Source organism: Nitrincola alkalilacustris (genome assembly GCF_008973755.1).
GTDB classification, from domain to species: Bacteria; Pseudomonadota; Gammaproteobacteria; order Pseudomonadales; family Balneatricaceae; genus Nitrincola; species Nitrincola alkalilacustris.
Window position 1 is genome coordinate 150915 of sequence record NZ_WBOM01000001.1, and the last position, 25762, is coordinate 176676.

Here is a 25762-nt window from a genome sequence, read left to right on the forward strand (position 1 = left end):
AACAAGCAGGGCTTATCTTTATGAGCGTACTGAAAATGACAGATCTGGATCTGAGCGGAAAGCGTGTGCTGATCCGTGAAGATCTCAATGTTCCGGTAAAAGATGGCAAAGTGACCTCCGATGCGCGTATCCGTGCAGCCTTGCCAACCATCGAACTGGCACTGAAAGCGGGCGCCAGTGTGATGGTGATGTCTCACCTCGGGCGTCCGGTGGAGGGTGAATACGATGATCAGTACTCATTGTCTCCGGTGGCTGAGCACCTGTCCGGTTTGCTGCAGCGTCCCGTGCCGTTGATCCGTAACTGGCTGGAGGGTAACTTCCAGGTGGGAGCCGGCGAGATTGTGCTGCTTGAAAACGTGCGCTTCAATGCCGGAGAAAAAAAGGATGATGAGGCGCTGTCACGCAAAATGGCGGCCCTGTGTGATATTTATGTGATGGATGCCTTTGGTACAGCTCACCGTGCGCAGGCTTCTACCCACGGGGTTGCGCGCTTTGCCGATTTAGCCTGTGCCGGTCCTCTGCTGGCGAATGAGCTGGAGGCGCTGGAAAAAGCTCTGGCGACACCGGCACAGCCTCTGCTGGCTATTGTTGGTGGCTCCAAGGTTTCAACCAAGTTGGAAGTGCTGGGCGCTTTGTCCGACAAGTGCGATCAGTTGATTCTGGGTGGCGGGATAGCTAACACTTTCCTGGCTGCGGCCGGTAAACCGGTCGGTAAGTCGCTTTACGAGCCGGATCTGATTCCAGTGGCCAAGGCGCTGATGGAGAAGGTGAGTATCCCCCTGCCTGAAGATGTAGTGGTAGCGACAGAGTTTGCCGAAACAGCTGAAGCAACGATCAAGTCGGTCGATGATGTCTCAGAAAATGATATGATTCTGGATATCGGCCCTCGTTCAGCAGAGAAGCTGGCCGAACTGCTGAAAAATGCAGGCACTATCATCTGGAATGGTCCGGTGGGCGTGTTCGAGTTTGATCAGTTTGGTGAAGGCACCCGGGTTATTGCCATGGCGATTGCCGACAACCAGGGTTTCTCGATTGCCGGAGGCGGCGATACTCTGGCAGCGGTGGATAAGTATGGGATTGCGGATCGAGTATCCTACATATCAACAGGCGGTGGCGCTTTCCTTGAGTTTGTCGAGGGTAAGGTACTGCCAGCGGTAGCAATGCTGGAACAGCGTGCTGCCAGCAAGTAATGAACCAGAAATCTGAGGGAAAAACATGGCTCTGATCTCAATGCGTCAGTTGCTCGACCATGCAGCTGAATATGGCTACGGAATTCCGGCATTTAATGTCAATAACCTGGAGCAGATGCGGGCGATCATGGAGGCGGCTGCCAAAACCGATTCCCCGGTGATCGTTCAGGCATCGGCCGGCGCGCGCAAATATGCCGGTTCCAACTTTCTGAAACACATGATTCTGGCGGCGATTGAGGAGTTTCCACATATCCCTGTCTGCATGCATCAGGATCACGGTACCAGCCCTGCAGTCTGTCAGCGCTCCATTGCGCTGGGCTTCTCATCGGTGATGATGGATGGGTCACTTGGTGAGGATGGTAAAACGCCGACAGACTACGATTACAATGTCGATGTGACCCGTCGAACGGTCGAGATGGCGCATGCCTGTGGCGTCTCGGTTGAGGGTGAACTGGGCTGTCTGGGATCGCTGGAGACCGGGCAGGCGGGTGAAGAGGACGGTATCGGAGCTGAAGGTACGCTGACCCATGATCAGATGCTGACCGATCCCGATGAGGCTGCAGAGTTCGTCAAGGCTACTCAAGTGGATGCACTGGCGATTGCGTGCGGTACTTCACACGGTGCCTACAAGTTCTCTCGTCCACCGACTGGCGATATTCTGGCGATCGATCGTATCAAGGCTATCCACAATCGGATTCCTGAAACCCACCTCGTGATGCATGGTTCATCTTCCGTGCCGCAGGAGTGGCTGAAGGTGATCAATGAGTATGGTGGTGAGATTCCCGAAACCTATGGGGTACCGGTTGAGCAGATCGTCGAAGGTATCAAATATGGCGTGCGCAAGGTCAATATCGATACTGACCTGCGTCTGGCCTCAACAGGGGCTGTGCGTCGTTTCATGGCTCAGAACCCATCCGAATTTGATCCTCGCAAGTTCCTGATGGAAACGATCAAGGCGATGAGCGAGATCTGTGTTGATCGTTACGAAGCCTTCGGTACGGCCGGACATGCCAGCAAAATCCGCGCACTGTCGCTGGAGACCATGGCTGATCTTTATGAATCAGGCAAGTTGAACGCCAAAATCAACTGATTATCCCTTTAGACTGGCGGGTTATGCCCGCTGGTCTCTCTCCTTGTGATTCTCTTTTTTTATCATCCCTGCATCTGATGTATCGGTTGTGCCTGTTTTCGGGGCTTTTTTGTTTTGCGGTGCACCATTCTTGTACTTTTTTTACAAATAGAGGTGTATTTTCATCATCAGATGCGCTAATTTCTTATTAGCTTCATTCACTAAGAATAAGTAGAAAAGCTGCATGAATGCTCGTTTCAGGTTTGCCGAAGCGGATCGTAAGAATCTGGCCCGGTAATTGCTAACTGTTATGCGAGTGTTTATGCGCAACACTATCCTGTTGCGTAAAAACAATAATATAAAAAGTCATGGGAGATATGGCATGAAGAAGATTGCAACACTTATCGGCGCTGCTGCGGTACTGACTGCATCTGCAGGTGTGAGTGCTAACACACTTGAAACCGTTAAAAACCGTGGTGCAGTACAGTGTGGTGTGAGTGACGGTCTGGCAGGCTTCTCAGCAACTGACAGCGCTGGTCGCTGGCAGGGTCTGGATGCGGATTTCTGCCGTACTGTTGCTGCTGCTGTGCTGGGTGATGCTGAAAAGGTGAACTTTGTGTCACTGACTGCTACTGAGCGCTTCACAGCTCTGCAGTCCGGCGAAATCGATGTGCTGCCACGTAACACTACCTGGACGCTGACGCGTGACGCATCACTGGGTCTGAACTTCACCGGTGTTAACTACTACGACGGTCAGGGCTTCCTGGTCAGCAAGGACTTGGGCGTTTCCAGTGCCAAGGAGCTGGATGGCGCGTCTGTCTGCATCTCCTCCGGTACGACTACCGAGCTTAACCTGGCTGACTACTTCCGCATGAACGGCATGTCCTATGAGCCGGTTCTGTATGATACGTCTGACCAGACAATCTCCGGTTTCGAAGCAGGACGTTGCGATATCCTGACTTCTGATCAGTCTCAGCTCTACTCTCTGCGTATCGGTATGTCCGATCCAGACAGTGCTGAAGTACTGCCTGAAGTCATCTCCAAGGAGCCTCTGGGGCCTGTTGTCCGCCAAGGTGATGATCAGTGGTTTAACATCGTCAAATGGGCACTCTTCGCTCAGGTTAATGCTGAAGAGTTGGGTGTGACCAGTGCCAATGTTGATGAGATGAAGGGTTCAAATGATCCCAACGTGCAGCGTCTGCTGGGTACCTCAGGCAATATGGGAGAGCTGCTGGGTCTGGACAACGAATGGGCTTACAACATTGTGAAGCAGGTAGGTAACTACGGTGAAGTGTTCGAGCGTACTGTTGGTACAGGCTCACCACTTCAGATCGCGCGTGGTTTGAATGCTCTGTGGACAGACGGTGGTCTGCAATACGCTCCACCTATCCGCTAATTCAAGTACTTAGTACGATAGTTGGATCAGACCGGGAGCGCAGGCTCCCGGTTTGGGTTCTGTCTGTATAATCTGTCGGGCTAAATGCCGACAGTGTAAAAGAGGCATTCTCCCCTCTATGAAACCGAAAAATAATACCGGCCTTCTCCGGCTGGTGTATAACCCAACCGCCCGAAGTATCTTCTACCAGGTGGTGATTGTTGGTCTGCTGCTCTGGTTCGTTCTGAACATCGTCGGCAACGTCATGACCAACCTGGATCAGCGCGGCATCTCCACGGGCTTTCGCTTCCTGAGTCAGCCGGCTGGCTTTGGTATCTCACAATCCCTGATTGAATATGATGAAACCTTCACTTTCGGCAGGACCTTTTTTGTCGGTCTGCTGAACACCCTGCTGATATCGGCGCTGGGTATCATCACTGCGACCATTCTCGGGGTATTTGTCGGCATCAGCCGTTTATCGCCTAACTGGCTGCTGCGCAAACTGTCAATGGTCTACATTGAGATCCTGCGTAACATCCCGCTGCTGCTCCAGATCTTCTTCTGGTACTACGTAGTCTTGCAAGCGATGCCGCGACCGCGAGACAGTATATCGATAGGTGAAGCGATCTTTATCAATGTCAGGGGCATTTCGATGCCCAAGCCGGTGGCCGACTCAGGGTTCGGTATCTATGTGGCATTGATTGTTGCAGCCATCATCGGTGTCATCGTGCTGGCGCGCTGGGCAAACAAGCGAATGATGGATACCGGTCAACAGTTCCCGACCTTCTGGGCTTCTGTCGGTATTCTGCTGGGAACCGTGATCATCGGATTCTTCCTGACTGGTAGACCGCTTGTTCTCGATTACCCGGAGCTGCGAGGCCTTAACTTCCGTGGTGGCATGACGCTGCTGCCTGAGTTGCTGGCGCTTTGGTTTGCGCTGACCATCTATACCAGTACCTATATCGCTGAGATAGTTCGATCTGGTATTGAGTCGGTTTCTCATGGCCAGACGGAAGCTTGTCGTGCATTGGGCCTGAATGAGGGGCAGCGTCTAAAGCTGGTTATTCTGCCGCAGGCGATGCGTGTCATGATCCCACCTATGACCAGTCAGTATCTTAACCTGGCGAAAAACTCCTCCCTGGCAACGGCTATCGGCTATCCGGATCTGGTATCCGTGTTTGCCGGCACAACCCTGAACCAGACCGGACAGGCGATAGAGATCATCAGTATGACCATGCTGGTTTATCTGACGATCAGCCTATCGGTATCGGCTTTCATGAACTGGTTCAACAGGCGCATGGCGTTGGTGGAGCGTTAAGATGACTGAATTTACTCCAAAACCTGCACGTCCTGCACCGCTGAGCGAAGTCGGCCTGCTGGGCTGGATGCGCAAAAACCTTTTCTCGAATATCTCTAACTCGATCGTGACACTTCTGGGTCTGTATATAGTCTGGCAGGTGTTGAGCTGGGCGATCAGTTGGGGACTGCTGAATGCTGACTTTGTCGGTAATCATCGTTCCGACTGTGACAGTGGTGGCGCTTGTTGGGTGTTCATCAGTGTACGCTGGAATCTGTTCATGTATGGATTCTATCCACAAGACAGCTATTGGCGTCCGAACCTTGCGTTTATCCTGCTGATCGGTTTCCTGATCTGGTTGAGCGTGCCACGCATCCCTTTCAAGAAAGTGGGTGCGATTCTGTCCTTAACAGTCTTCCCGGTTGCAGCTTACATCCTGCTGTACGGAGGCATGGGTCTTGATGTGGTGCCAACTCACCGCTGGGGTGGCCTGATGCTGACACTGGTGTTGGCGCTGGTTGGCATAGTGGCAGCGATTCCGATAGGGATTCTGCTGGCGCTGGGGCGTCGCAGTACCAACATGCCGGCCGTGCGGCTGGTGTGTGTGATCTTTATCGAGTTCTGGCGTGGTGTACCACTGATCACCATCCTGTTCATGGCGTCGGTGATGTTGCCGCTGTTCTTTGCCGGTGGTACGGATGCCGACAAACTGATGCGTGCGATGATCGGTATCATCATGTTCCAGTCAGCCTATATGGCGGAGGTGGTGCGTGGTGGTCTGCAGGCGCTCGGTAAAGGTCAGTATGAGGGTGCGGATGCGCTGGGTCTGAGCTACTGGCAGAAGACCAACCTGATCATCCTGCCTCAGGCATTGAAAATCATGATTCCGGGCATAGTGAATACGCTCATCTCTCTGTACAAGGATACCAGTCTGATTCTGATTATCGGTCTGCTAGATGTATTGGGAATGGTGCGGCAGGCGCTGGCTGACCCGGCCTGGCTGGGATATCCCGCTGAAGGTTATATATTTGCCGCCTTCATGTTCTGGATATTCTGTTTCAGCATGTCGCGCTACAGTGCCTATCTGGAGCGACGTCTTAACACCGGCCATAAAAGATAAGTGGAGTCGTGGTCAATGACTACTGAAGATAAGTTTGTAATTACACTCAATAACGTCAATAAGTGGTACGGTGAGTTTCACGTTCTCAAGGATATCAATCTGAACGTCAAGATGGGCGAGAAGATCGTTATCTGTGGACCTTCCGGATCCGGTAAATCAACCATGATCCGTTGTATCAACCACCTGGAAGAGCATCAGGAAGGGGAGATCATCGTTGATGGTGTGGTGCTGAACAATGACCTGAAGAATATCGGTCAGATCCGCAAGGAAGTCGGGATGGTGTTTCAGCACTTCAACCTCTTCCCGCATCTGACAGTGTTGCAGAACTGCACACTGGCACCGATATGGGTACGCAAGATGCCGAAGAAGGAAGCGGAAGCGATCGCGATGAAATATCTCGAGCGCGTCAAGATTCCTGAGCAGGCAAACAAGTACCCCGGTCAGTTGTCAGGCGGTCAGCAGCAACGTGTAGCGATAGCGCGCAGTCTGTGCATGAACCCGCGAGTGATGCTGTTTGATGAGCCGACCTCAGCGCTTGACCCTGAGATGATCAAGGAAGTACTGGATGTCATGGTGCAACTGGCCAGCGAAGGGATGACCATGCTCTGCGTGACGCACGAGATGGGCTTTGCCAAGAAGGTTGCGGATCGCGTAATCTTCATGGATGCCGGTCAGATCGTTGAGGAGAACGAGCCGGAGGAGTTCTTCAACAACCCTCAATCAGATCGTACCAAACTCTTCCTCAGCCAGATTCTTGGTCACTGACCTGCTGGCAGGTCATCGCTGGCAACTGCTCCTGCATTGCCAGCATACTGCACATCCCTGTGCATAAAAGGGCAGCCCATTGGCTGCCCTTTTCGTTATATGGACAGATTTCGGCAAAGGTATCTGCCTTGAGGTGTCGGTTATATACATGATAACTGATTCAAAAGTGAAATTTTCACGTAGACTTGATATAAACCACTGAACGTTAACAGGTGATCCCCGGTGGGTAGGGAACTCTGCTTACAGCCTTCGCTCAAACGGCTGTACAGGGTCTGTTCGCTGTCTGACGTTCAGATTTTGTTATTTTAAGCAGGCAGCCATGTTGCAGAGGCAGACTATTGAAGATTTTAATACTGAAGCTCACTACCCTGTTTAGTCTTGCAACGCTGCTTGCCGCCTGTGGTAATGAAGCTCCTGCACGAACCGGCCCTCCTCCGACGCGTGATCATCTGGTTGAGGTGCATCGTGCCGAGCTGGTCAATGCAGCGATAGAGCGAGTGCGAACTGGCTCACTGCGTGCCAGTACCGAAGTCAAGCTTTTTACCCAGGAAGAGGGGCGTATCACTGCTTTACCTTACTATCCGGGAGATGCTGTCAAACAGGGTGATCTGGTTGCACAACTGGATGACGCACTGTTATCGGCGCAGCTGCAACGGGCAAGGGCGCAGCTGGCTCAGGCTAGGCAGGATCTTGAGCGGGTCAGGTCTCTGGCGCAGCGAAACCTGGTATCAACTGAAGAGCTACTGAGACGTGAAACAGAGCTTGAGAGTGCGCGTGCTGAAGAGGCGATTCTATCAACGCGGTTAAGTTATACCCGGATTCTGGCCCCTTTTGATGGTGTTATCACCGAGCGCCTGAGCGAAACAGGTAATATTGCGCAGCGTTATACTCATCTCCTGACATTGGCTGATCACAGTACACTGGTCGCTGATGTCACCTTGTCGGAACTGGTACTTGCGAATCTGGTTGAAGGTGGCTCGGCCGAGATCACCATCGATGCTCTGGGTGGCGGGGGGCGGTTTACCGGTACGATCAGTCGTATCTATCCCAATGTCGACCCGATTACCCGGCGTGGTCAGATAGAGGTAGCGCTGCATCCGGTGCCTCAGGGGGCAAGGCCTGGTCAGTTGGTACGTGTGAATCTGTCCAGTACTGCCGGTGAGCGTTTGCTGGTGCCGTTCAGTGCACTGCGATTTGATCAGAATGAGTACATGTATGTGATTGATGATGCTGCCTCTGTTGTACGTAAGCCGGTTGTAACCGGGTTGCGTATCGGTGATCAGGTTGAAGTGTTGCAGGGTATTGAGCCTGGCGACAAGATAGTGACACGTGGCTTTCTCGGTTTGACCGAAGGGCGAGAGGTACGGGTGGTGACACCTCTTTCAGAACGCCAGGAAACCTGACAGGAGCACAGCAATGACCAGAGCACCACTTCGGCACGGTTCAGGGTTGGCCGGTTGGTCAATCAAGCATCCAGTCGGTGTCTGCATGATCGCGCTTGCCGTGGTGATACTCGGACTCTTCAGCCTGGGACGCCTTTCGGTTGATCTGCTGCCGCGCCTGATCTATCCCGAAATAAGGGTCACTGTGATCGATCCCGGCGTGCCTGCTCCGGTCATGGAGGACCGAATTACCCGCTATCTGGAGGAGCAACTGGCCGTTACCGAGGACCTGGTCAGTATCCAGTCCACAACCGGTGTTGGTCGCTCCACGGTTGATCTTTCTTTTCCTTATGGCAAGGACATCGATCTGGCATTGCGAGACGCCAGTACCCGGCTTGATCGTGCGCGGCGCTTTCTACCTGACTCGATCGATCAGCCAACCATCTTCAAGCGCGATCCTGCGCAGATCCCTGTGCTGGAGTATGCCATCAGTTCACCTTTGAAAGATCCTGTGGAGCTGCGCAGTTGGACTGATGATGTTTTCTCCAAATGGTTCATTAACCTGCCGGGTGTGGCTGCGGCTGAAACCGGTGGTGGTCTTGAGCGTGAAATACAGATTCTGCCGGATCAGCAGCGACTGGCAGGGCTCGGACTGTCGGTTGAGGATCTGATACAGGCGCTGGATCGTGGCAATCGGCAGGATTCTGCCGGACGCTTGCGCATGGAAGGGCAGGAGATATCCGGTCGTATCAGTGGCCGTTTCGAAACAGTGGCGGAACTAGCGGGTTTACCCCTGAGGTTGTCAGATGGCAGCACAATAGCATTAAGTGAAGTGGCGCAGGTGCTGGATACACACAAGGATGAAGGGCTACGAGTTCGTGCGGATGGTGTGCCCAGCGTTAAACTGTCGATTCAGAAGCAACCACTGGCCAACACCATCTCGGTCGCCAATGTTGTGCAGCAGCGACTTGACTGGCTGTTGGAGCAGGGGTTGCTGCCCGGCGATATTCAGATCACGCCGGTTGCTGATCAGTCCATTTATGTCCGCCAGGCAGTCAATAACTCAGTGCTGGCGGTGATCAGTGGCGCTCTGCTGGCAATGTCGATGGTGTATCTGTTTCTTGGGAATCTGCGTCGGACGCTGATTATCGGCAGCGCCATACCGATTGCCGTGATGGTGACCTTCATCCTTATGGGGATTGGCGGGCTGACCCTGAATATCATGACTCTCGGTGGTTTAGCCCTCGGAGTGGGTATGCTGGTGGATAACACGATAGTCATGCTGGAAAACATCTATCGACATCAGCGCGAAGGGGAGGCATCTGCTGATGATGCCGCCAATGCCGCAGCTGAGGTCAACAGCGCCATCGTCGCGTCCACATCGACCAATCTGGCGGCCGTGCTGCCTTTCCTGTTCGTCGGCGGACTGGTTGGGCTGCTCTTTCGTGAGCTGATAGTGACGATTTCAGCTGCGATTTTTGCATCCATGGTGATTGCACTGACGCTGGTGCCAGCACTTGCATCAAGGGTCAGAACCACTCGTGTGAGCTGGTTCCGGCGCCAGTTTGACCGGTTTATCGGTCTCCTGCAGCGGGGCTACTCCGGTCTGATCCGTCAGGTACTGCGTTTTCGCTGGCCCATTCCGATTCTGTTTCTGACTGGACTGTTTTTCAGTGTTCCAACCTTCACCAGCGGTGAGCAGACGTTTCTGCCGACACTGGATGATGGCCAGATCCAGGTCAGAATGATCGGTGATCCGGGCATGGCGCTGGATGAGATGGATCAACGGGTGTTGATCGTTGAGGAGCTGTTTCGCCAGCAGCCGGAGGTGGAGAGTATTTTCACGGTATCCGGTGGCTGGGTTTTCGGACGGGCATCACGCGAGGCATCCAACCAGGCGACACTGACCGTTCAACTGGTGCCTGTGTCTCAGCGTGAGGCCAGCAGTCAGCAGTGGATCAACCGCATGAATCGAGCAATCGCTGAAAAACAGATGTCCGGGTTGAATGTGCGCATGAGTCAGCGTGGTATCAGAGGGATTCGCACCAGTACGGGTGATGATGATATCAGTATCCGGATTCAGGGGAACGATCTGGAGGTGCTGGATAGTCTGGCACGTCAGGCTATTCGGAATCTGCGTGGTGTAGAGGGTTTACAGAATCTGGCTTACTCCTCAGAGGAGGAGTCGCTGGAGCTGGATATCGTGATTGATCGGGAGCGGGCGAGTGCACTCGGATTTGATGTTGAGGATCTGAACCGTGCCATGCGAGTTGCGCTTGAGGGTCGGGTTGTAACTGACTTCCTTGATGGAGGCCGCTCTTATGATGTGCGGGTCAGGTTGCCCAGGCAGGATGCCAATGATCCACAGGATCTTGAGTCGATACTCCTGTTCCCTGCGAGCAGTGGCAGGCTGCCGGTTTATCTTGGTGATGTGGCCCGTATCGATATGATCCGCTCGCCTGCAACGATCAAACGCGATAGCCAGATGCGTATAGTTGAAGTCAGTGCAACCCTGATGTCCGGTTATACGCTCGGTGGTGTGCTTGCTGATATTGAAACAGCGATGGCACAGACGCCGCTGCCGGAAGGCTACAGTCGTTATGATGGTGGTGCTGCCGAAGTATTGGCGCAGGGGCAGCGAATGACAACGATTCTACTGGGACTGGCGCTGTTTCTGGTGTTTGTCGTCATGGCGGTGCAGTATGAGTCACTGCGTAACCCTCTGGTGATTATTATCAGCGTGCCTTTTGCGGCGATAGGTGTGGCCCTGGGTATCAATATTCTGGGTATGCCGATCTCCATGCCGGTTTGGCTGGGAATGATCATGCTGGCTGGGATCGTGGTGAATAATGCCATCGTACTCGTTGAGTATATCGAGCTGGCGCGTGACAAGGGCCGCAGCCGGGATGAGGCGATCTTAGAAGCTGCTCGCCTGCGCATGAGGCCGATCATGATGACGACCATGACGACAGTCGCCGGTATGATGCCGCTGGCGATCGGTATTGGCGAGGGCTCAGAAATGTTGCAGCCACTGGCTGTGGCGATCGTATGGGGGTTGAGCTTCTCCATGCTGGTCGGGCTGCTGCTGGTACCAGTGATCTACTCCCTGTTGCACCCGGAACGGAAACCCGGCAGCATCGTGCATACTGAGCCTGCGATACAAAGTTGAACTTATGGCTGACTCTGCTGACGTAAACATATCGTTCAGTGGCTTCATTCTGTACTGACTCTGATATAAGATGCTCTGCTTGAAGGAGTAGTGTATCGAATAGGATGTCTGAGAACAGAATTCAGTCGAATGGGGAGCCGGTGCTCCCCATTCGTGCGTTTAAACCTTAGTTAAAAGTAATCAGGCTATAACCGGATGCGTTATCTTCCAGTCAGTTTCAACCCAACCAACTCCAACCTGTTCAACTGCAATCCGATCTGTTTCAAGTCTGTTCAGCTTGTACTGATTATAGTGTTTTCTCTGATACTGGCTGGTTGTCAGTCCAGCAACAGGGATATCGAACTGTCTGAGATGATTCAGCGCAGCCTGATGGATCATCAGCGCCAGATGACGTTGACCTTTGAAGAGTCGCAGCAACGGCTCCAGGCACAGCAATTGAATCAGCAGTCTGAACTGCTGCGCCTCTCCTCGCGCTTGGAGCTGCTGGGACAACAACTGGACCGTCAGCAGGCAGCTGAAGAGGAGCGGTTTCGCAAGCTGCTGGCCAGAAGCCAGAGCCCGACGACCAGTCCCATGCTAACTCCACCACGTACAGCATCCGGGCCAGTGAACGGTGTCACCCGTTCTGAAAAACTACTGTTGGGGCGTTCCGAATGGTTGGGCTTCCCGTTACAGCGGTTGGTACTGGCGGCACGTATCGATTCGGGTGCTAATACCTCATCACTGGACGCTCAGGATCTGGTCGATTTTGAGCGGGATGGTCAGCAGTGGGTGCGTTTCAGTGTGCATTTTCAGGATGGTGAGCAGGCACGCCAGGTAGAGATCGAGGCACCGGTTATCCGGCGTGTCAGGATACGCCAGGCGGTGGGTAGCGAGAGTCGGCCCGTTGTGCAGTTGCCGGTCCGCATAGGTCAGTCCAACCACAAGGTGGAGTTTACTCTGACTGATCGAGGTGAGTTGACTTACCCTGCCTTGCTGGGGCGCCGTTTCATGATGGATGTTGCGGTGGTGGATGTGTCGAAAACCTTTATACAAGGACGGCCAGAGTTTGAGCATCAGGGAGAGGATGCCACGACTCAGGGGCAGACACTATTGCCAGTAGAGCTGGATACCGATCTTTAACGCACTCTGCAGTTGATGCTGCAGAAAACACCTCATCTGAGAGTAACTGTTGTTGTGATGTACGCCAATAAACGTCTGTTCTGGACTGCTCTGATTCTGATTCTGATTGGTGCCGCACATAGCTATTATCGCTATGCCGTGCACCATGTGCCTTTTTTGCCAGGCACCTACAGCGAGTTCTGGGATGTCGAAGCCAAGGTTGAATTTGTAGCACGCGGCACGCCAGTCAGCGTGCGTCTGACACTGCCGAGATCTCAGCCAGGATTCCTGCTTGGTGCTGAGCATACCGCCTCTTCCGGCTATGGCCTGCATATCTCCGATCAGGACTCTCGTATGGCGGAGTGGACGATCCGGGAAGTGGATGGCCCGCAGGTACTCTATTACCGCGCGCAGTTTCAGGTGGATGACGCCGGGGATTCAGTCAGAGTTGGGCAGCCACCTCGCATTCAGCCTGTTATCTGGTCGCCGGCGCTGGAAACTGCGGCTCATCAATTACTGACCGAAGCCTGGCGTGAGTCAGCAGACCCTTTCAGTCTGGCTCGAGCCTTACAGCAACGCCTGTCCAGTCGTAATCACCAGCATGTCCAGTTGCTTTTGAGTGAGTACTCACTTGCAGAAGTAATGGTGATGTTGCTGAATCAGGCTGATGTGCCATCTCGTGTATTGCATGGCCTCAGCCTGGAAGATGGTCGACGGCAGCAGACTCTGCAGCCCATCGTACAGGTGTTTTCAGGTGACCACTGGCAGCTGTTTGATCCTGCAACTGATCTGGGGCAGCGTGAGACACACCCCTTTCTGCTCTGGCAACAGAGTGCCATGCCAATCCTGGAGGTCGTGGGAGGCTACGATTCGCGCCTGACCTTCTCCATGTTGAGTACACGGGAGCCGGCTTCCAGCAGTGTGCATGCGCTTGCAATCTCGGATGCTGTGCTGAATCTGTCGATTCACAGTCTGCCAATTTCCGAACAGGCAATATTCAAGATTATTCTGCTGCTGCCACTGGGGGCATTGGTGGTGGTGATGCTGAGGGTGCTGATCGGCCTGAAAACAGCGGGTACCTTCATGCCGGTGCTGATCGCCATGGCTTTTCTGGAGATGACTCTATTGACGGGGATTCTGACGTTTCTGCTGGTCGTCGGAGCAGGTCTGGTGCTGCGGCAGTTTCTTGCTTATCTCAACCTGTTGCTGGTGGCGCGAGTATCGGCTGTTATTGTCTGCGTTATTGGATTGATCTCTCTTTTCTCGGTCCTGAGCTTTCATCTGGGGATCAGTGATGGCATGAAAATGTCGCTTTTTCCGATGGTCATTCTGGCCTGGACGATCGAACGCATGTCGATCCTTTGGGAGGAGGAAGGACCTCGTGATGTCATGGTACAGGGCTTTGGTAGTCTTCTTACTGCGATTCTGGCCTATTTTGTGATGCAGTTCCCCTGGATGCGTTACTGGATGTTCAACTTTCTGGGCCTGCAGCTCGTCGTGCTGGCGCTGATCATGATGTTTGGCAGCTATACCGGCTATCGACTGCTGGAGTTGTGGCGATTCAAGCCGCTGATGGAGCGATCTGATGCCCGGTCCGATTAAGCTGCTGCTGCAGCGCTGGCGGGCACTGCGTGCGGCCGGAGTGCTGGGAATGAATGAGCGCAATATCAGCTATATCGGCGCTTATAACGATCGCAGTCTGTTTCCACTGGTGGATGACAAGCTGAAAACCAAGGTATTGGCTCAGAAGTATCGTATCTCGACGCCTCAGTTGCTGGGTGTGATTCGTACACAGGGCGATATTGCCCAACTGGAAAGTCAGATTCGCGGTGCTGAAGGGTTTGTGATCAAGCCCGCCAAAGGCAGTGGTGGCAAAGGCATTCTGGTTATTCTGAAGCAGGAAGATGGGCGTTTTCAGAAATCCAGCGGAGACTGGGTGGAGCGGCTATATGTCGAGCGCCATCTGTCTAACCTGCTGTCCGGCCTTTACAGTCTGGGTGGTAACCCCGATGTGGCACTGATCGAGGGGCTGATACGCTTTGATCCCAGCTACAGCCACTATACCTTTGAAGGAGTGCCTGATATTCGAGTGATCGTTTACCGGGGATACCCGGTGATGGCGATGATGAGGCTCTCGACGCGCAGCTCTAATGGCAAGGCCAATCTGCATCAGGGGGCGATTGGCGTGGGTATCAGCATCGCTGATGGCCAGGCGGTCAAGGCGATTCAGCATGACCGTCCGGTAACTCATCATCCAGATACCGGGCAGCTGTTGTCGGAACTCAGGATCAGTGGCTGGACGCAACTGTTGGTGCTGGCTGCACGCAGCTATGAGATGACGGGACTTGGCTATCTTGGGGTGGATCTGGTACTGGATCAGTTCAAGGGGCCGCAACTGCTGGAACTCAATGCCCGGCCCGGGCTGGCGATTCAAATGGCGAATGGAACAGGGCTGAGCTTGCGGACCCGTATCATTGATGAGTATCTGTTGCAGTTGGATCATGAAACAGAAACAGCAATGGAAAGGGCTGCCAGTGCACAGCGACTCTTTGCTGCTGGTTCGGAACTCTTTACTGCAACAGAAACTGAAACGCGTTGTAAGGATATGGCGGCACTCGCGACTAAGTGAAAGGCGCTGCTCTACTGAGCAGGCTTTTAACGTCAAGTTGCAGGAGAACCGTCATGCTATCCCTGAGTCTGAAAATCCGCTGTTACGTATTTGCTCTTCTCTGTTTGTTGCTGACTGGCTTCAGTCATGCTGAATCCATCCCTTTTGATGCTGCAGCCTTTGCCGAGGCGCGCCAGCAGGGTAAGCCGGTGCTGGTGGAGGTGGGGGCCGAGTGGTGCACCACTTGCCGAGTACAGCAGCCTATAGTGAACGCACTGGTCCAGCAGCCGGAGTTCGCTGAGTTTGTCGTTTTCAGAGTCGATTTCGATCGTCAGAAAGATGTACTGCAGGAGTTGGGTGTACGGATGCAGAGCACCTTGATTGTCTATCGGGGTGAGGAGGAGGTTTCGCGCTCCATTGCTCAGACAAATCGCCAGGCGATAGCTCAGCAACTGTCTAAAGCGCTCTGAGGATCAGTCATGGAGTTCAGTTCAGCCAGTTATCCGCTGGCACTGGTTGCCGGTAATCTGTCCATTCTATCACCCTGTGTGCTCCCGCTGCTGCCGATTCTGCTCGCGTCGGCAGCCAGTGCTCACCGCCGTGGCCCGCTGGCATTGGCAGCCGGGTTGGCACTCTCTTTTACGCTTACCGGAACCCTGCTGTCCAGCCTGGCCTGGGGTGTGGCTTTCGATGGCTTGCGCTATCTGGCGGCACTGCTGCTTCTGGCCTTCGGTGTCCTGCTGATCTCATCCACCTTGCAACAACGCTTTGCGATGGCCACGGCGGGCCTGAGTGGCAGTGGTAACCAGCTGCTGGCCAGTGTCAATGTTGAAGGGTTGCGTGGGCAATTCGTCCTGGGTGCGTTGCTGGGGCTGGTCTGGAGCCCGTGTGTCGGACCGACCCTGGGGGCAGCGATGTTGCTGGCCAGTCAAGGGGAGCAGCTGTATCAGGTGTTCATGGTGATGCTGATGTTTGGTATTGGTGCGGCCATGCCATTGATCATACTGGGTATGCTGTCGCGTGAGGCGATGTTGAGAATGAAGGGGAAGCTGTTGCTGGCTGGACAGCGGGGCAAGCGTATTCTGGGAGCTCTGATGCTGCTGGTGGGGCTTCTGATGCTCACTGGTGTTGATAAGACCCTTGAGGTCTGGGCGCTGGATCTTCTGCCTGACTGGTATATCCAGATCACGACCCGCTTCTGAAGTGATGGGTCTGAAATGCTGAGAATCTCAGCAGGAGGTACATAATGAAATACATTTACTCATCAGTTTTTCTGGTTTTGTTACTGACAGTGTCCAGCGCACCCCTGGCTCAGGTCATGAATGGGTTTGATCTGTCGGGGGCTTCGATAGACGCCAGCGAGATCCACCATGGTGGTCCTCCCAGAGATGGTATCCCTTCCATAGATCAGCCACGTTTCATAGCAGCGGATGAGGCATCCTTTCTGCAACCGGATGATCGTATCCTGGGTGTTTACCTCGAGGGTATTGCTCGTGCTTATCCTCTGGCCATACTCAACTGGCATGAGGTGGTGAACGATACCTTCGGGGATGTACCGGTGACAGTGACCTTCTGTCCACTGTGTGCATCAGGCATGGCCTTTGCCGCAGAGATAGAGCAGGAGAGGCTGGATTTCGGGGTGTCGGGGTTGCTGTATAACAGCGATGTCCTGCTCTATGATCATCAGAGCGAATCTCTCTGGTCACAGATCATGTCGCAAGCGATCAGTGGGCCGATGAAGGGAGTACAGCTGGAGTTTCTGCCGACATCACATACCAGTTGGGATGAGTGGCGCAGTCGTCATCCCGACACACAGGTGCTCTCGACAGATACGGGCTTCAGACGAGACTATCGTCAGAATCCCTATGCCAGCTATATCAACAGTGACCGCCTCATGTTCCCGGTTGCGATGCAGGACGCGCGCATGCACCCAAAAACCTATGTGATCGGCGTCAATCTGAACGGGGAACAGAAGGCCTACCCCTTTCCTGAGTTGATGGAGCTGACCGACGGGCGGCTGGAGGACAATATCGGGGGCGAGCTCATCTCACTGGAGTTTGATGCTCAGGCCCAGACTGGGCGGGTGTTTGATCATGAGGGTACGGAGTTGCCCAGTCTGATCGCCTTCTGGTTTGCCTGGTTCGGGTTTCATCCCGAAACCCGGGTTTTTGAGCTGCCCTGAATCAACGCCCGGCAGCGACCAGATCAGCCTGCAGCAGTGGGATGCGGTCTGCGCCGAAGTAGATTGCATCCTGCCAGATCAGTGTCGGGGCTCCGAAGGCACCGCGCGCAATTGCTTCATCGGTGTTGCTCTTCAAGGCGTTTTTCGCCTCGGCAGAGTTCGCCTTCTCCAGTGCTGCGGCAGTGAAGACCTGCTGCAGCAGGGCCATATCCGCGACATCCCGTCCATGCCCCCAGTAATGATCAAACAGAGCCAGTGACAGCGACGGCCTGTCTGCGGCAGGCAGGGCTGCCAGGGTGCGCTGGACAGTCAGGGTGTTGGTTGGGAAAACGGTTGGATACTGATAGGGAACGTCATGGTGCCGGGCCAGACGAGGCAGATCCTGCTCGGTCATGTAGCGCTTTTTGGGTGCCAGGCTTAAGGGGGCAGTATTACCCAGTTCACGAAACAGGCCGCCGAGAAAGATCGGTTTCCAGGTCACGCTGGCACCGGTTTCAGCTTCGAGCCGGGCGATCTGTATGGCAGCGAAGTAGCTGTAAGGGCTGACGATATCGTAGTAAAAATCTATCTCGTGTTGCATGTATTATACTCAGTGTCTGAAGGTCGGGTATTATATTTGCTGTTTTGAATATCAGATGCAACTTTTACAGAGTTTGTCTTGCCGAGCCTGGCTTGCAAAAGCTGTCTTTAAGAACCTGTCTTTAAAAACCTGAGCCCAGAGGTTGAACCATGCAATCAGTCAGTAACACGCTGGATGTGCGCAGTTATCAGGCGGATGTCTGTGAGCATCAGCACAGCTATCACCAGATGGTGATGCCTCTGCGTGGCTGTCTGGAGATGGAGATAGATCAGCGCGCCGGTCGTGTGGATGCGCGTCAGGGGGCAGTGGTGCTCGCTGGCAGTGCCCACAGCTTTGCCGCGACACAGGAGAATGGCTTTATTGTTGCTGATCTGTCGGGTGATATGCCTGAAACACTTCAGGATCTGGGTGGTTTTGTTGTGCTGAGTCCATCGCTCAGTGATTATCTGGGCTTTCTGTCGCGTGCTTTACTCTCGGGCGTGTCTGAGGGCAACAAGCAGTTGATGCTGCAACTGTTGCTGCAGTTACTCTGTGAGCAGCCTGAGCGCCGTGTGCAATTGGATCGACGTCTGCAACTGGCGCTGGATTTCATGCAGCAGAATCTTGGTAGTCCCTTGCGTATTCAACAGGTGGCGGGGATGGCGCACCTGAGCAGCCGACAGCTGCAGAATCTGTTTCAGCAGCAACTCGGGCTCTCGCCTCAGCACTATCTGCTGCAATTGCGTATGCAGCATGCGCTGACACTCCTGCAGGACACGGATCTCAGCGTACAGCAGGTTGCCGATGCCTGCGGCTATCAGAACCTCTCGGCATTCAGTGCTCGTTTCAGTACCTATCATGGTTATTCAGCAAGGTGCTTTCGCTAGGCTCTTCCGATCCGGCACATTTTTCTGCGTCTGCAACAAAGTCTCTGGATCTGGCCTGCGTTAGACTGAGTACTCACTGAAACTGCCGAGATATTCAACATGCGATCCCCTACGGCTACCGCGACAGCCATCGGCTCCATCTCCATAGTGCTCTGGGGTGCATTGGCACTGATGACACGACTCACGGGGGGAGAAATTCCACCCTTTCAACTCCTTGCCATGACCTTTACTCTGGCAACCGGCACGATGTTGCTGAAGTGGATCATCAAGGGTGAACATCCCGGCCATTATCTGCGCCAGCCGTTGCCGGTCTGGTTGCTGGGTGTCGGTGGTCTGTTCGGATATCACCTGTTTTATTTTATTGCGATGTCCAAGGCCCCTGCAGTGGAGGTCAGTTTGCTGGCATACCTCTGGCCACTGCTGATTGTGGTATTCACGGCGTTGTTACCCGGAGAGTCGCTGAGCACAAAACACTGGCTGGGAGCACTGATAGCACTGTCTGGTTGTTGGGTGCTGATCGGCAGAGGGGATGGGTTTGAGGCACAGTATCTCCAGGGCTATCTGGCCGCATTGGCTTGTGCCTTGATCTGGTCCAGCTACTCGGTGCTCAGTCGGCTGACCAGGGCTGTACCGACAGATACCGTAGGTGGCTTCTGTGCGGTAACGGCGCTGCTGGCCTGGCTTTGTCATCTGCTGTTTGAGGTGACAGTCTGGCCAGCGACCTCTCTGCAGTGGCTGGGGGTGATCGGGTTGGGCATCGGCCCTGTCGGTATCGCCTTCTTTACCTGGGATTACGGGATCAAGCACGGTAATCTGCAGTTGCTGGGGGTACTGGCCTATGCGGCACCACTGATCTCGACACTATTGCTGATACTGGTGGGTGAGGCAGAGGCCAGCAGCCGAGTGCTTTATGCCTGTATTGCTATCGTACTGGGCGCTTTGGTGGCGGGATGGACGCGACGCAAGCGTCGGGCGGTTAAGCCTGCGTAAAGATTTGTAGTCTATTCTTATTTAAACGCTGCAACGAGCTGATCGACTTTTTTCCATGAAACGAGAAACAAAATGAAAGATTGTTTTTCTTGAAAAAAGTGAGCAACATTAGGGCGTTTGAACGTCAAAAATAAGATAGAGGGAAACGCAATGTTCAAAAAGACATTACTGGGTGCTGCCATTATTGCCGTATCAGCAATTGGCGTGGCTCAGGCGCAAGTTAAGGTTGGTTTTCTGGGTGGATTTACCGGTCCTATTGAGAGCCTGACCCCCCCCATTCTCGCTGGCGCGCAACTGGCTATCAGCCAAGTGAATGAGCAGGGTGGTGTATTGGGTGGCCAGACCATCGAGCTGCTCTCTGCCGATACCACCTGTACAGATGCCTCTGCAGCGATCAACTCTGCAGACCGTCTGATCAATACAGAAAATGTTACGGCCATCGTTGGTGCGCTGTGTTCCGGCGCCACCATCGCTTCAGCCAATAATGTGGCAGTACCAGCGGGTGTTCTGATGGTTTCACCTGCATCCACCTCACCTGCCATCTCCGAGATAGCGGATAACGATCTGGTTTTCCGTACAACCCCGTCCGACTCCTATCAGGGTGAAGTACTGGCTAGACTGCTGCTGTCCAAGGGGATTCAGGATGTAGTCGTTACCTATGTCAACAATGACTATGGTCAGGGGCTGGCGAATGCCTTTACTACAGCATATACGGCTGGCGGTGGTAATGTTGCAGCCAATGATGCACATGAAGATGGCAAGGCGGACTATCGCTCTGAGTTGGGTGGACTGGCCTCCCATGGTGTCGATAACCTGGTTGTACTGGCCTATGCCGATACGTCTGGTCAGACGATTCTGCGTCAGGCATACGAAAGCGGCAACTTTACTCAGTACATCGGTGCCGACGGTATGGTCGGTGATGGTCTGGTACGTGCCGTGGGTGCAGATGTCCTCGAAGGGATGATTGCAACACGCCCGGGTACACCTGATATTCCAGGTGCCGGTATGTATGCTGAAGCAGCTACCGCTGCGGGTATGGACCCTAATGCTGTATTTGCCGGCCAGGCTTATGATGCAGCCTTCCTGATCGCGCTGGCGATCGAGAAGAATGGCAGTGCGGATCGTGCAGGTCTGAATCAGGCACTGCGTGAAGTGGCCTCTCCTCCAGGTGTCGTGATCATGCCGGGTGAGTGGGAGAAAGCAGTCGCACTGATCAAAGAGGGTCAGGATATCAACTACGAAGGCGCTTCCGGCAGCCAGGATTTTGATGAGCAGGGTAACGTTCCCGGTATCATTGAAGAGATGGTCGTTACAGGTGGCTCCTTCACCACTGTTGGTCTGATCGCAGACTGATACTCGTCCTTGTCTGCAAGCCCTCCCTGACTCAGGTCAGCGAGGGCTTTTTTATGCACAGGGATGTGCAGTATGCTGGCAATGCAGGAGCAATTGCCAGTTATGCACAGGGATGTGCAGTATGCTGGCAATGCAGGAGCAATTGCCGGTAATACGGATCAGGCTTCCTTGACTGCAGGTGTGGCAACTGCAGCTGGTTTGCTTGAACCGGACTTGATGAACATCACCGCATTACCCACCAGAATCATCACCAGTCCGAGCACGGCTGGAAGTGTCCAGATATAGCCCTCAAACAGTGTTGAGATGCCCAGCGCGACCAGCGGAAACAGCAGCGTGGCATAGGCAGCCTGACCGGCTCCGATGCGTCCGATAAGGGCAAAGTAGGCACCGAAACCAATAACCGAGCCGAACACTGCCAGATAAAACAGCGCACTCAGATAGGTGAAAGAGGTATCCAGGGTGAAAGGAGTGCCGCTCAACAGCACGACTGCCAGCATCGTCAACGCACCGTAGGACATCGCATAGGCGTTGGTGGACAGCAGATCCAACCCTTTTCGCTGGTGGCGCAGGCTGATCATATTCCCCAGTGAGAAACCATAGGTGCCGAGCAGAGCGCAACCCAGCCCGAAGAGCACATCCAGGTTGAAAGACTCTCCACTGAGGTCCGGCCAGAACAGCAACAGCATGCCGATCAGGCCCAGTGCATTGGCCAGATAGATGCGTGAGGTGATTGGCAGGCGAAAGAAGATCACACCGTTGATCGCATTGAACATCACGGCCATGGAGAAAACGACCGAGTTGAGTCCCGACGTGATGTACTGGGTGGCCGTATAAAAGAGCAGAAAGTTGAAGCAGAAAACGCACATGCCTTGAAGTACGCAAAAGAGGTGATCGCGGGCACCGATTCGACGCAACTTACCCAGCAATACAAGGCAGACCAAGAGTGTCAACGCTGCCAGTGCGAAACGATAGAATACCGAAACTGTCACGGCAACTTCACCGAGTTGAAAGGCGATGGCAATCCAGGTGGTGCCCCAGATCAGAACCGTAGTGATATAGAGTAAGGCGTTCATGATGATCCTTGAAGGTGGTATTTGCTGCCAGGCATGCAGTAGTCATCTGTTGTTGAGTTGTCACTATAGCCAGGTCTGATATGTGGGGTCTTGCAGATCCCAGTGCTCCGTTTACACATTCTTGCGCTTTTTTATCCGGTTCAGGTCATATCTGCTTGGCAGCATCAGGGGGTATGTTTAGTATCGATGTAACGTAATCGGATGAAGGAGAGAGCAGGAGTCGTCATGCATTCGCAATATCAGGTATTTGAGCAGATGACCCGGCACAAGCCGGTGCTGAAAGCGGGATCCAGCCTTGAAAATGGTATGGGTCTGGCGCGCTGGTATAACGATGATGATCATATTGCTCTGGATAAGTCAGCCCATCACACGTTGAGCCTGTATGTGGCAGATGGCTTTGAATGCTATCGCAAGACGCCTCATGGCTGGCGAAATGGCGGAGCTCCCGGGCGTTTCTGTCTGATGCCGAAGGATCTGGAATCAGCCTGGGATATCCGTGGCCCTCTGGAGTTTGTGCACCTGTACTTCACCGATGAGCATCTCAGGACCCTGACCGAACAGGTGTGGGACCGGTCGCCAATGAGCTTGCTGCTGGATGAAAGGCATTTTGCAGAGGATGCCAGTATTTCAGCGCTCTATCATCAGTTTCTGTTGAACCTGAACTGGCAGGAGCGCAGTGATCAGTTGGCCCTCAGCAGTGCCACTACCCTGCTGCTGATCCATCTGCTCAAGACCTATGCCCAGTGCAACTGGCAACTGCCTCAGACCCGTGGCGGACTGGCACCCTATCAGCTCAGGCGAGTGCAGGAGTATATTGAGCAGCATCTGGATCAGCCGTTGCTACTGCGAGATCTGGCGGCTCAGGTATGCCTGAGTGAGTATCACTTCTCACGCATGTTTCGTCAGAGTCAGGGGCTGGCACCGCATCAGTATGTGCTGCAGCGGCGTCTCCAGCGAGCGGAAACACTGCTCAAGGAGAGCACACTGTCACTGGCGGATATTGCCCTGAGCTGCGGTTTCAGCTCTTCCAGCCATCTATCCAACCGCTTTCGGCAGATGAAGGGTGTGCAGCCTTCACGTCTGAGGAAATCCGAATTCTGACATTTTGCCATGAGGATCTATGGCGTCTGACCTGACAACTACCCGGCATCCAGTCGTAACCGCCATCATCTGGATGAGCGGTGCTCTGATCTCCTTCTCTGTGATGGCGATAGCTGCGCGTGAACTGTCCGCGGAACTGTCCACCTTTCAGATTCTGGCCTTTCGCAGCATGATCGGTTTGCTGATCGTGTCTGCCCTGCTCAGTCGAAGTGGTTGGCAGCAGTTGAAGACAGATCATCTGGGGCTGCATGCGATGCGTAATGCGGTGCATTTCACCGGACAGTTCTGCTGGTTTTATGCCATCGCCTTCATTCCGCTGGCGGCGGTGTTCGCCATGGAGTTCACCGTCCCTATCTGGACTGCGCTGTTTGCGGCAATTCTACTGGGAGAGCGAATCACCCTGCCCAGAGTGCTGGCGATTCTGATCGGTCTCAGCGGTGTGCTGGTGATGCTGCGGCCGGGATTGGCCGTGATCCACCCGGCGGCACTGGTGGCATTGGCAAGTGCAGTGGCCTACGGCATGACGCATACCCTGACCAAGAAGCTGTCCGGTCGGGACACGGCTTTGACCCTTCTGTTTTACATGATGCTGATGCAGCTACCGCTCGGATTGATCCCTTCTCTCTTCAGTTGGACAACGCCTTCTCAGGCGCTCTGGCCCTGGCTGGTGATCGTCGGTGTCACGGGGCTGACAGCGCACTACTGTATTGTACGAGCGATGGCGGTCGCCGATGCCACGATTGTGGTACCGATGGACTTCATGAGACTGCCGTTGATCGCGCTGGTGGGATTCTTGCTGTATGGAGAGAGGCTGGATCTTTTCCTGCTGCTGGGAGCCGGCCTGATCATTGCCGGCAATCTGGTGAATGTATTCAGTGAAAAACGCAGAAGCCGAAGCTGACAAGGCCGATATTGTCAGCTTTCCGGCTCAGCGGCTTCTTTCAGGCGTCGCTGGCGGTCCTGCTCCTGCTCCATGATCGCCTTGATCTCTGCCAGAACGCCATCGACGTCTGATTCCTGATCATCGTCCTGGTACAGCCCGGTCAGTTCATGATCAGGGTGTAGATCACCCGCCTCATAGAGTGACCAGATCTCACGCGCATAGCGGGTATTTTTCAGCTCCGGTGCAAACTGGGCATAGTAGGCTGTCATGTTGTCCACATCACGCGTGAGCATCTGCTGGGCATTGTTGTTGGCGGCAGCCTCAACGGCCTGTGGCAGGTCGATGATGACCGGGCCATACTCATCCAGCAGAACATTGAACTCGGAAAGGTCACCATGCACCAGTCCGGCACAGAGCATTAGCATCACATTGTGCATGATGAAAGCGTGGTCTTCGCGCGCCTGTTCCGGTGTCAGAATCACATCGTTCAGGCGTGGTGCCTCGCTGCCATCATCTCCTGTGATCAACTCCATCAGGAGTACACCCTCAACACAGCCATAAGGTTGAGGAACGCGAACACCTGCACTGGATAAGCGGTAAAGGGCTTCAACTTCGGCGTTCTGCCAGCTGCTTTCCTGCTGGCTCCGGCCAAATTTTGAGCCTTTCTCCATCGCACGCGCACGGCGGCTGTTGCGCACCTTACGCCCTTCACGATATTGAGCGGCTTTCTTGAAGCTGCGTTGATTGGCTTCCTTGTAGACTTTGGCGCAGCGGATCTGATCGCCGCAGCGCACGACATAAACGGCAGCTTCCTTCCCGCTCATCAGAGAGCGAAGGACTTCATCCACCAGGCCGTCTTCTACCAGTGGCTGTATTCTTTTCGGGATTTTCATGCAAACCTTATACAGCATTTGGCGGTTGCGGGGAATATGGGGGCTGTGTTCTGATAAACTTTACTTATTTTAAGCGACTCTTTTAATGCTTGTTATTTCAGACACACTTCAACTTGCGGACTGGGAGATAGAGATTACCCAGATCCGTGCTCAGGGTGCCGGTGGCCAGAACGTGAACAAGGTCGCGTCGGCGGTGCACCTGCGCTTTGATATTCCACACTCATCGCTGCCTGCAGTCTATAAGGAGAGATTACTGCGCCTGTCGGATCAGCGTATCAGCAGTGATGGTGTACTGATCATCAAAGCGCAGCAGTATCGAACACTGGAGAAAAATAAGGAGGATGCTTTGCAGCGGTTGAAAGAGCTGATTCTTGAAGCAATCCGGCCGGTCAAGAGCCGCAGGCCGACCAAACCCACGCGAGGGTCGCAGCGCCGCCGCATGGATAAGAAGACACTGCATGGACGGACCAAAGCCCTGCGTGGCAAGGTGGACCCTTGATAGCCGATCAGCGCAGTCTGATCTCGCCGAAACGTGCTCCCGGTGTCAGTGCAGTGATGCTGGCCAGCCGATGGACCGGTAGCGTCAACGTCTCACCTGCCACGAGCAGCGCCAGATACTCCTCGCCCCCGGTCGCGCCGGTGGTTATCGCCTTGCCTTCGATAACACTATGATCCGTCATGATCAAACGTACCCGATAGCGGAACAGACAGGCGATCTCCAGATAATCATGAAGGTTGCAGTCCAGCAGGGGAGGCTTACTCATA

Annotated in this window: 24 protein-coding genes; 20 read left to right on the plus strand and 4 right to left on the minus strand. The window is 54.1% G+C overall.

Going from position 1 to position 25762, the window contains the following annotated elements:
* Positions 1-20 precede the first annotated feature (20 nt).
* The 14 genes from F7R27_RS00725 to F7R27_RS00790 all read left to right on the plus strand — a co-directional run bounded on the left by F7R27_RS00725 (position 21) and on the right by F7R27_RS00790 (position 17258).
* The gene (locus F7R27_RS00725; RefSeq protein ID WP_151702311.1) at positions 21-1190 is read left to right on the plus strand and encodes a phosphoglycerate kinase; all 1170 of its coding nucleotides are present in this window, start codon (positions 21-23) and stop codon (positions 1188-1190) included.
* 25 nt (positions 1191-1215) lie between these two features.
* Positions 1216-2280 (plus strand): class II fructose-bisphosphate aldolase, encoded by a 1065-nt coding sequence (gene fba / locus F7R27_RS00730; RefSeq protein ID WP_151702312.1) that lies wholly within the window; start codon positions 1216-1218, stop codon positions 2278-2280.
* A gap of 361 nt (positions 2281-2641) precedes the next feature.
* Positions 2642-3655, plus strand: coding sequence for an amino acid ABC transporter substrate-binding protein (locus F7R27_RS00735; protein WP_151702313.1), 1014 nt, complete (start codon positions 2642-2644; stop codon positions 3653-3655).
* A gap of 118 nt (positions 3656-3773) precedes the next feature.
* Positions 3774-4952 carry an amino acid ABC transporter permease gene (locus tag F7R27_RS00740; protein ID WP_151702314.1) on the plus strand — a complete coding sequence of 393 codons (1179 nt, stop codon included), beginning with the start codon at positions 3774-3776 and terminating at the stop codon, positions 4950-4952.
* Between the two features lies 1 nt (position 4953).
* Positions 4954-6051 carry an amino acid ABC transporter permease gene (locus F7R27_RS00745; RefSeq protein ID WP_151702315.1) on the plus strand — a complete coding sequence of 366 codons (1098 nt, stop codon included), beginning with the start codon at positions 4954-4956 and terminating at the stop codon, positions 6049-6051.
* A 15-nt stretch (positions 6052-6066) separates the two neighbouring features.
* Positions 6067-6816, plus strand: a complete 750-nt coding sequence (locus F7R27_RS00750; RefSeq protein ID WP_151702316.1) for an amino acid ABC transporter ATP-binding protein — start codon at positions 6067-6069, stop codon at positions 6814-6816.
* A 338-nt stretch (positions 6817-7154) separates the two neighbouring features.
* Positions 7155-8219, plus strand: coding sequence for an efflux RND transporter periplasmic adaptor subunit (locus F7R27_RS00755; RefSeq protein ID WP_168927390.1), 1065 nt, complete (start codon positions 7155-7157; stop codon positions 8217-8219).
* A 13-nt stretch (positions 8220-8232) separates the two neighbouring features.
* Positions 8233-11367 carry an efflux RND transporter permease subunit gene (locus F7R27_RS00760; protein WP_151702318.1) on the plus strand — a complete coding sequence of 1045 codons (3135 nt, stop codon included), beginning with the start codon at positions 8233-8235 and terminating at the stop codon, positions 11365-11367.
* 195 nt (positions 11368-11562) lie between these two features.
* Positions 11563-12489, plus strand: a complete 927-nt coding sequence (locus F7R27_RS00765) for an ATP-dependent zinc protease family protein (protein ID WP_151702319.1) — start codon at positions 11563-11565, stop codon at positions 12487-12489.
* 57 nt (positions 12490-12546) lie between these two features.
* Positions 12547-14070 (plus strand): inactive transglutaminase family protein, encoded by a 1524-nt coding sequence (locus tag F7R27_RS00770; RefSeq protein WP_151702698.1) that lies wholly within the window; start codon positions 12547-12549, stop codon positions 14068-14070.
* Positions 14054-15097: an alpha-L-glutamate ligase-like protein gene (locus tag F7R27_RS00775; protein ID WP_151702320.1), complete on the plus strand. Its 1044-nt coding sequence runs from the start codon at positions 14054-14056 to the stop codon at positions 15095-15097. Before F7R27_RS00770 ends, F7R27_RS00775 begins: the two co-directional genes overlap by 17 nt.
* Positions 15098-15150: 53 nt before the next feature.
* On the plus strand, positions 15151-15546 hold the full coding sequence (locus tag F7R27_RS00780; protein WP_151702321.1) for a thioredoxin family protein: 396 nt from the start codon (positions 15151-15153) through the stop codon (positions 15544-15546).
* 9 nt (positions 15547-15555) lie between these two features.
* Positions 15556-16278 (plus strand): cytochrome c biogenesis CcdA family protein, encoded by a 723-nt coding sequence (locus tag F7R27_RS00785; RefSeq protein ID WP_151702322.1) that lies wholly within the window; start codon positions 15556-15558, stop codon positions 16276-16278.
* Positions 16279-16322: 44 nt separating this feature from the next.
* On the plus strand, positions 16323-17258 hold the full coding sequence (locus tag F7R27_RS00790) for a DUF3179 domain-containing protein (RefSeq protein WP_151702323.1): 936 nt from the start codon (positions 16323-16325) through the stop codon (positions 17256-17258).
* A 1-nt stretch (position 17259) separates the two neighbouring features.
* Here F7R27_RS00790 and F7R27_RS00795 read toward each other — a convergent pair whose 3' ends face one another.
* Positions 17260-17838, minus strand: a complete 579-nt coding sequence (locus F7R27_RS00795; protein ID WP_151702324.1) for a 2-hydroxychromene-2-carboxylate isomerase — start codon at positions 17836-17838, stop codon at positions 17260-17262.
* 149 nt (positions 17839-17987) lie between these two features.
* Between F7R27_RS00795 and F7R27_RS00800 the strand changes: the two genes are divergently transcribed.
* The 3 genes from F7R27_RS00800 (at position 17988) to F7R27_RS00810 (ending at position 21047) form a co-directional block, all read left to right on the plus strand.
* Positions 17988-18704, plus strand: a complete 717-nt coding sequence (locus F7R27_RS00800) for a helix-turn-helix domain-containing protein (RefSeq protein WP_151702325.1) — start codon at positions 17988-17990, stop codon at positions 18702-18704.
* A gap of 99 nt (positions 18705-18803) precedes the next feature.
* Positions 18804-19694, plus strand: a complete 891-nt coding sequence (yddG, locus tag F7R27_RS00805) for an aromatic amino acid exporter YddG (RefSeq protein WP_151702326.1) — start codon at positions 18804-18806, stop codon at positions 19692-19694.
* A gap of 150 nt (positions 19695-19844) precedes the next feature.
* Positions 19845-21047, plus strand: a complete 1203-nt coding sequence (locus F7R27_RS00810) for an ABC transporter substrate-binding protein (RefSeq protein ID WP_151702327.1) — start codon at positions 19845-19847, stop codon at positions 21045-21047.
* Between the two features lie 158 nt (positions 21048-21205).
* On the opposite strand, the gene F7R27_RS00815 is transcribed toward F7R27_RS00810, so the two are convergent.
* Positions 21206-22120, minus strand: a complete 915-nt coding sequence (locus tag F7R27_RS00815) for a DMT family transporter (protein WP_151702328.1) — start codon at positions 22118-22120, stop codon at positions 21206-21208.
* Positions 22121-22345: 225 nt separating this feature from the next.
* Here F7R27_RS00815 and F7R27_RS00820 point away from each other — a divergent pair, with 225 nt between their 5' ends.
* The gene (locus tag F7R27_RS00820; protein WP_151702329.1) at positions 22346-23221 is read left to right on the plus strand and encodes an AraC family transcriptional regulator; all 876 of its coding nucleotides are present in this window, start codon (positions 22346-22348) and stop codon (positions 23219-23221) included.
* A 19-nt stretch (positions 23222-23240) separates the two neighbouring features.
* Complete coding sequence (locus tag F7R27_RS00825) at positions 23241-24122, plus strand: DMT family transporter (protein ID WP_151702330.1); 882 nt, start codon at positions 23241-23243, stop codon at positions 24120-24122.
* A gap of 14 nt (positions 24123-24136) precedes the next feature.
* Here F7R27_RS00825 and F7R27_RS00830 read toward each other — a convergent pair whose 3' ends face one another.
* Complete coding sequence (locus F7R27_RS00830; RefSeq protein WP_151702331.1) at positions 24137-24997, minus strand: PA4780 family RIO1-like protein kinase; 861 nt, start codon at positions 24995-24997, stop codon at positions 24137-24139.
* A gap of 85 nt (positions 24998-25082) precedes the next feature.
* On the opposite strand from F7R27_RS00830, the gene arfB reads away from it, so the two are divergent.
* Complete coding sequence (gene arfB, locus F7R27_RS00835; protein WP_151702332.1) at positions 25083-25496, plus strand: alternative ribosome rescue aminoacyl-tRNA hydrolase ArfB; 414 nt, start codon at positions 25083-25085, stop codon at positions 25494-25496.
* 7 nt (positions 25497-25503) lie between these two features.
* On the opposite strand, the gene F7R27_RS00840 is transcribed toward arfB, so the two are convergent.
* Complete coding sequence (locus F7R27_RS00840; RefSeq protein WP_151702333.1) at positions 25504-25761, minus strand: Rho-binding antiterminator; 258 nt, start codon at positions 25759-25761, stop codon at positions 25504-25506.
* Position 25762 lies beyond the last annotated feature (1 nt).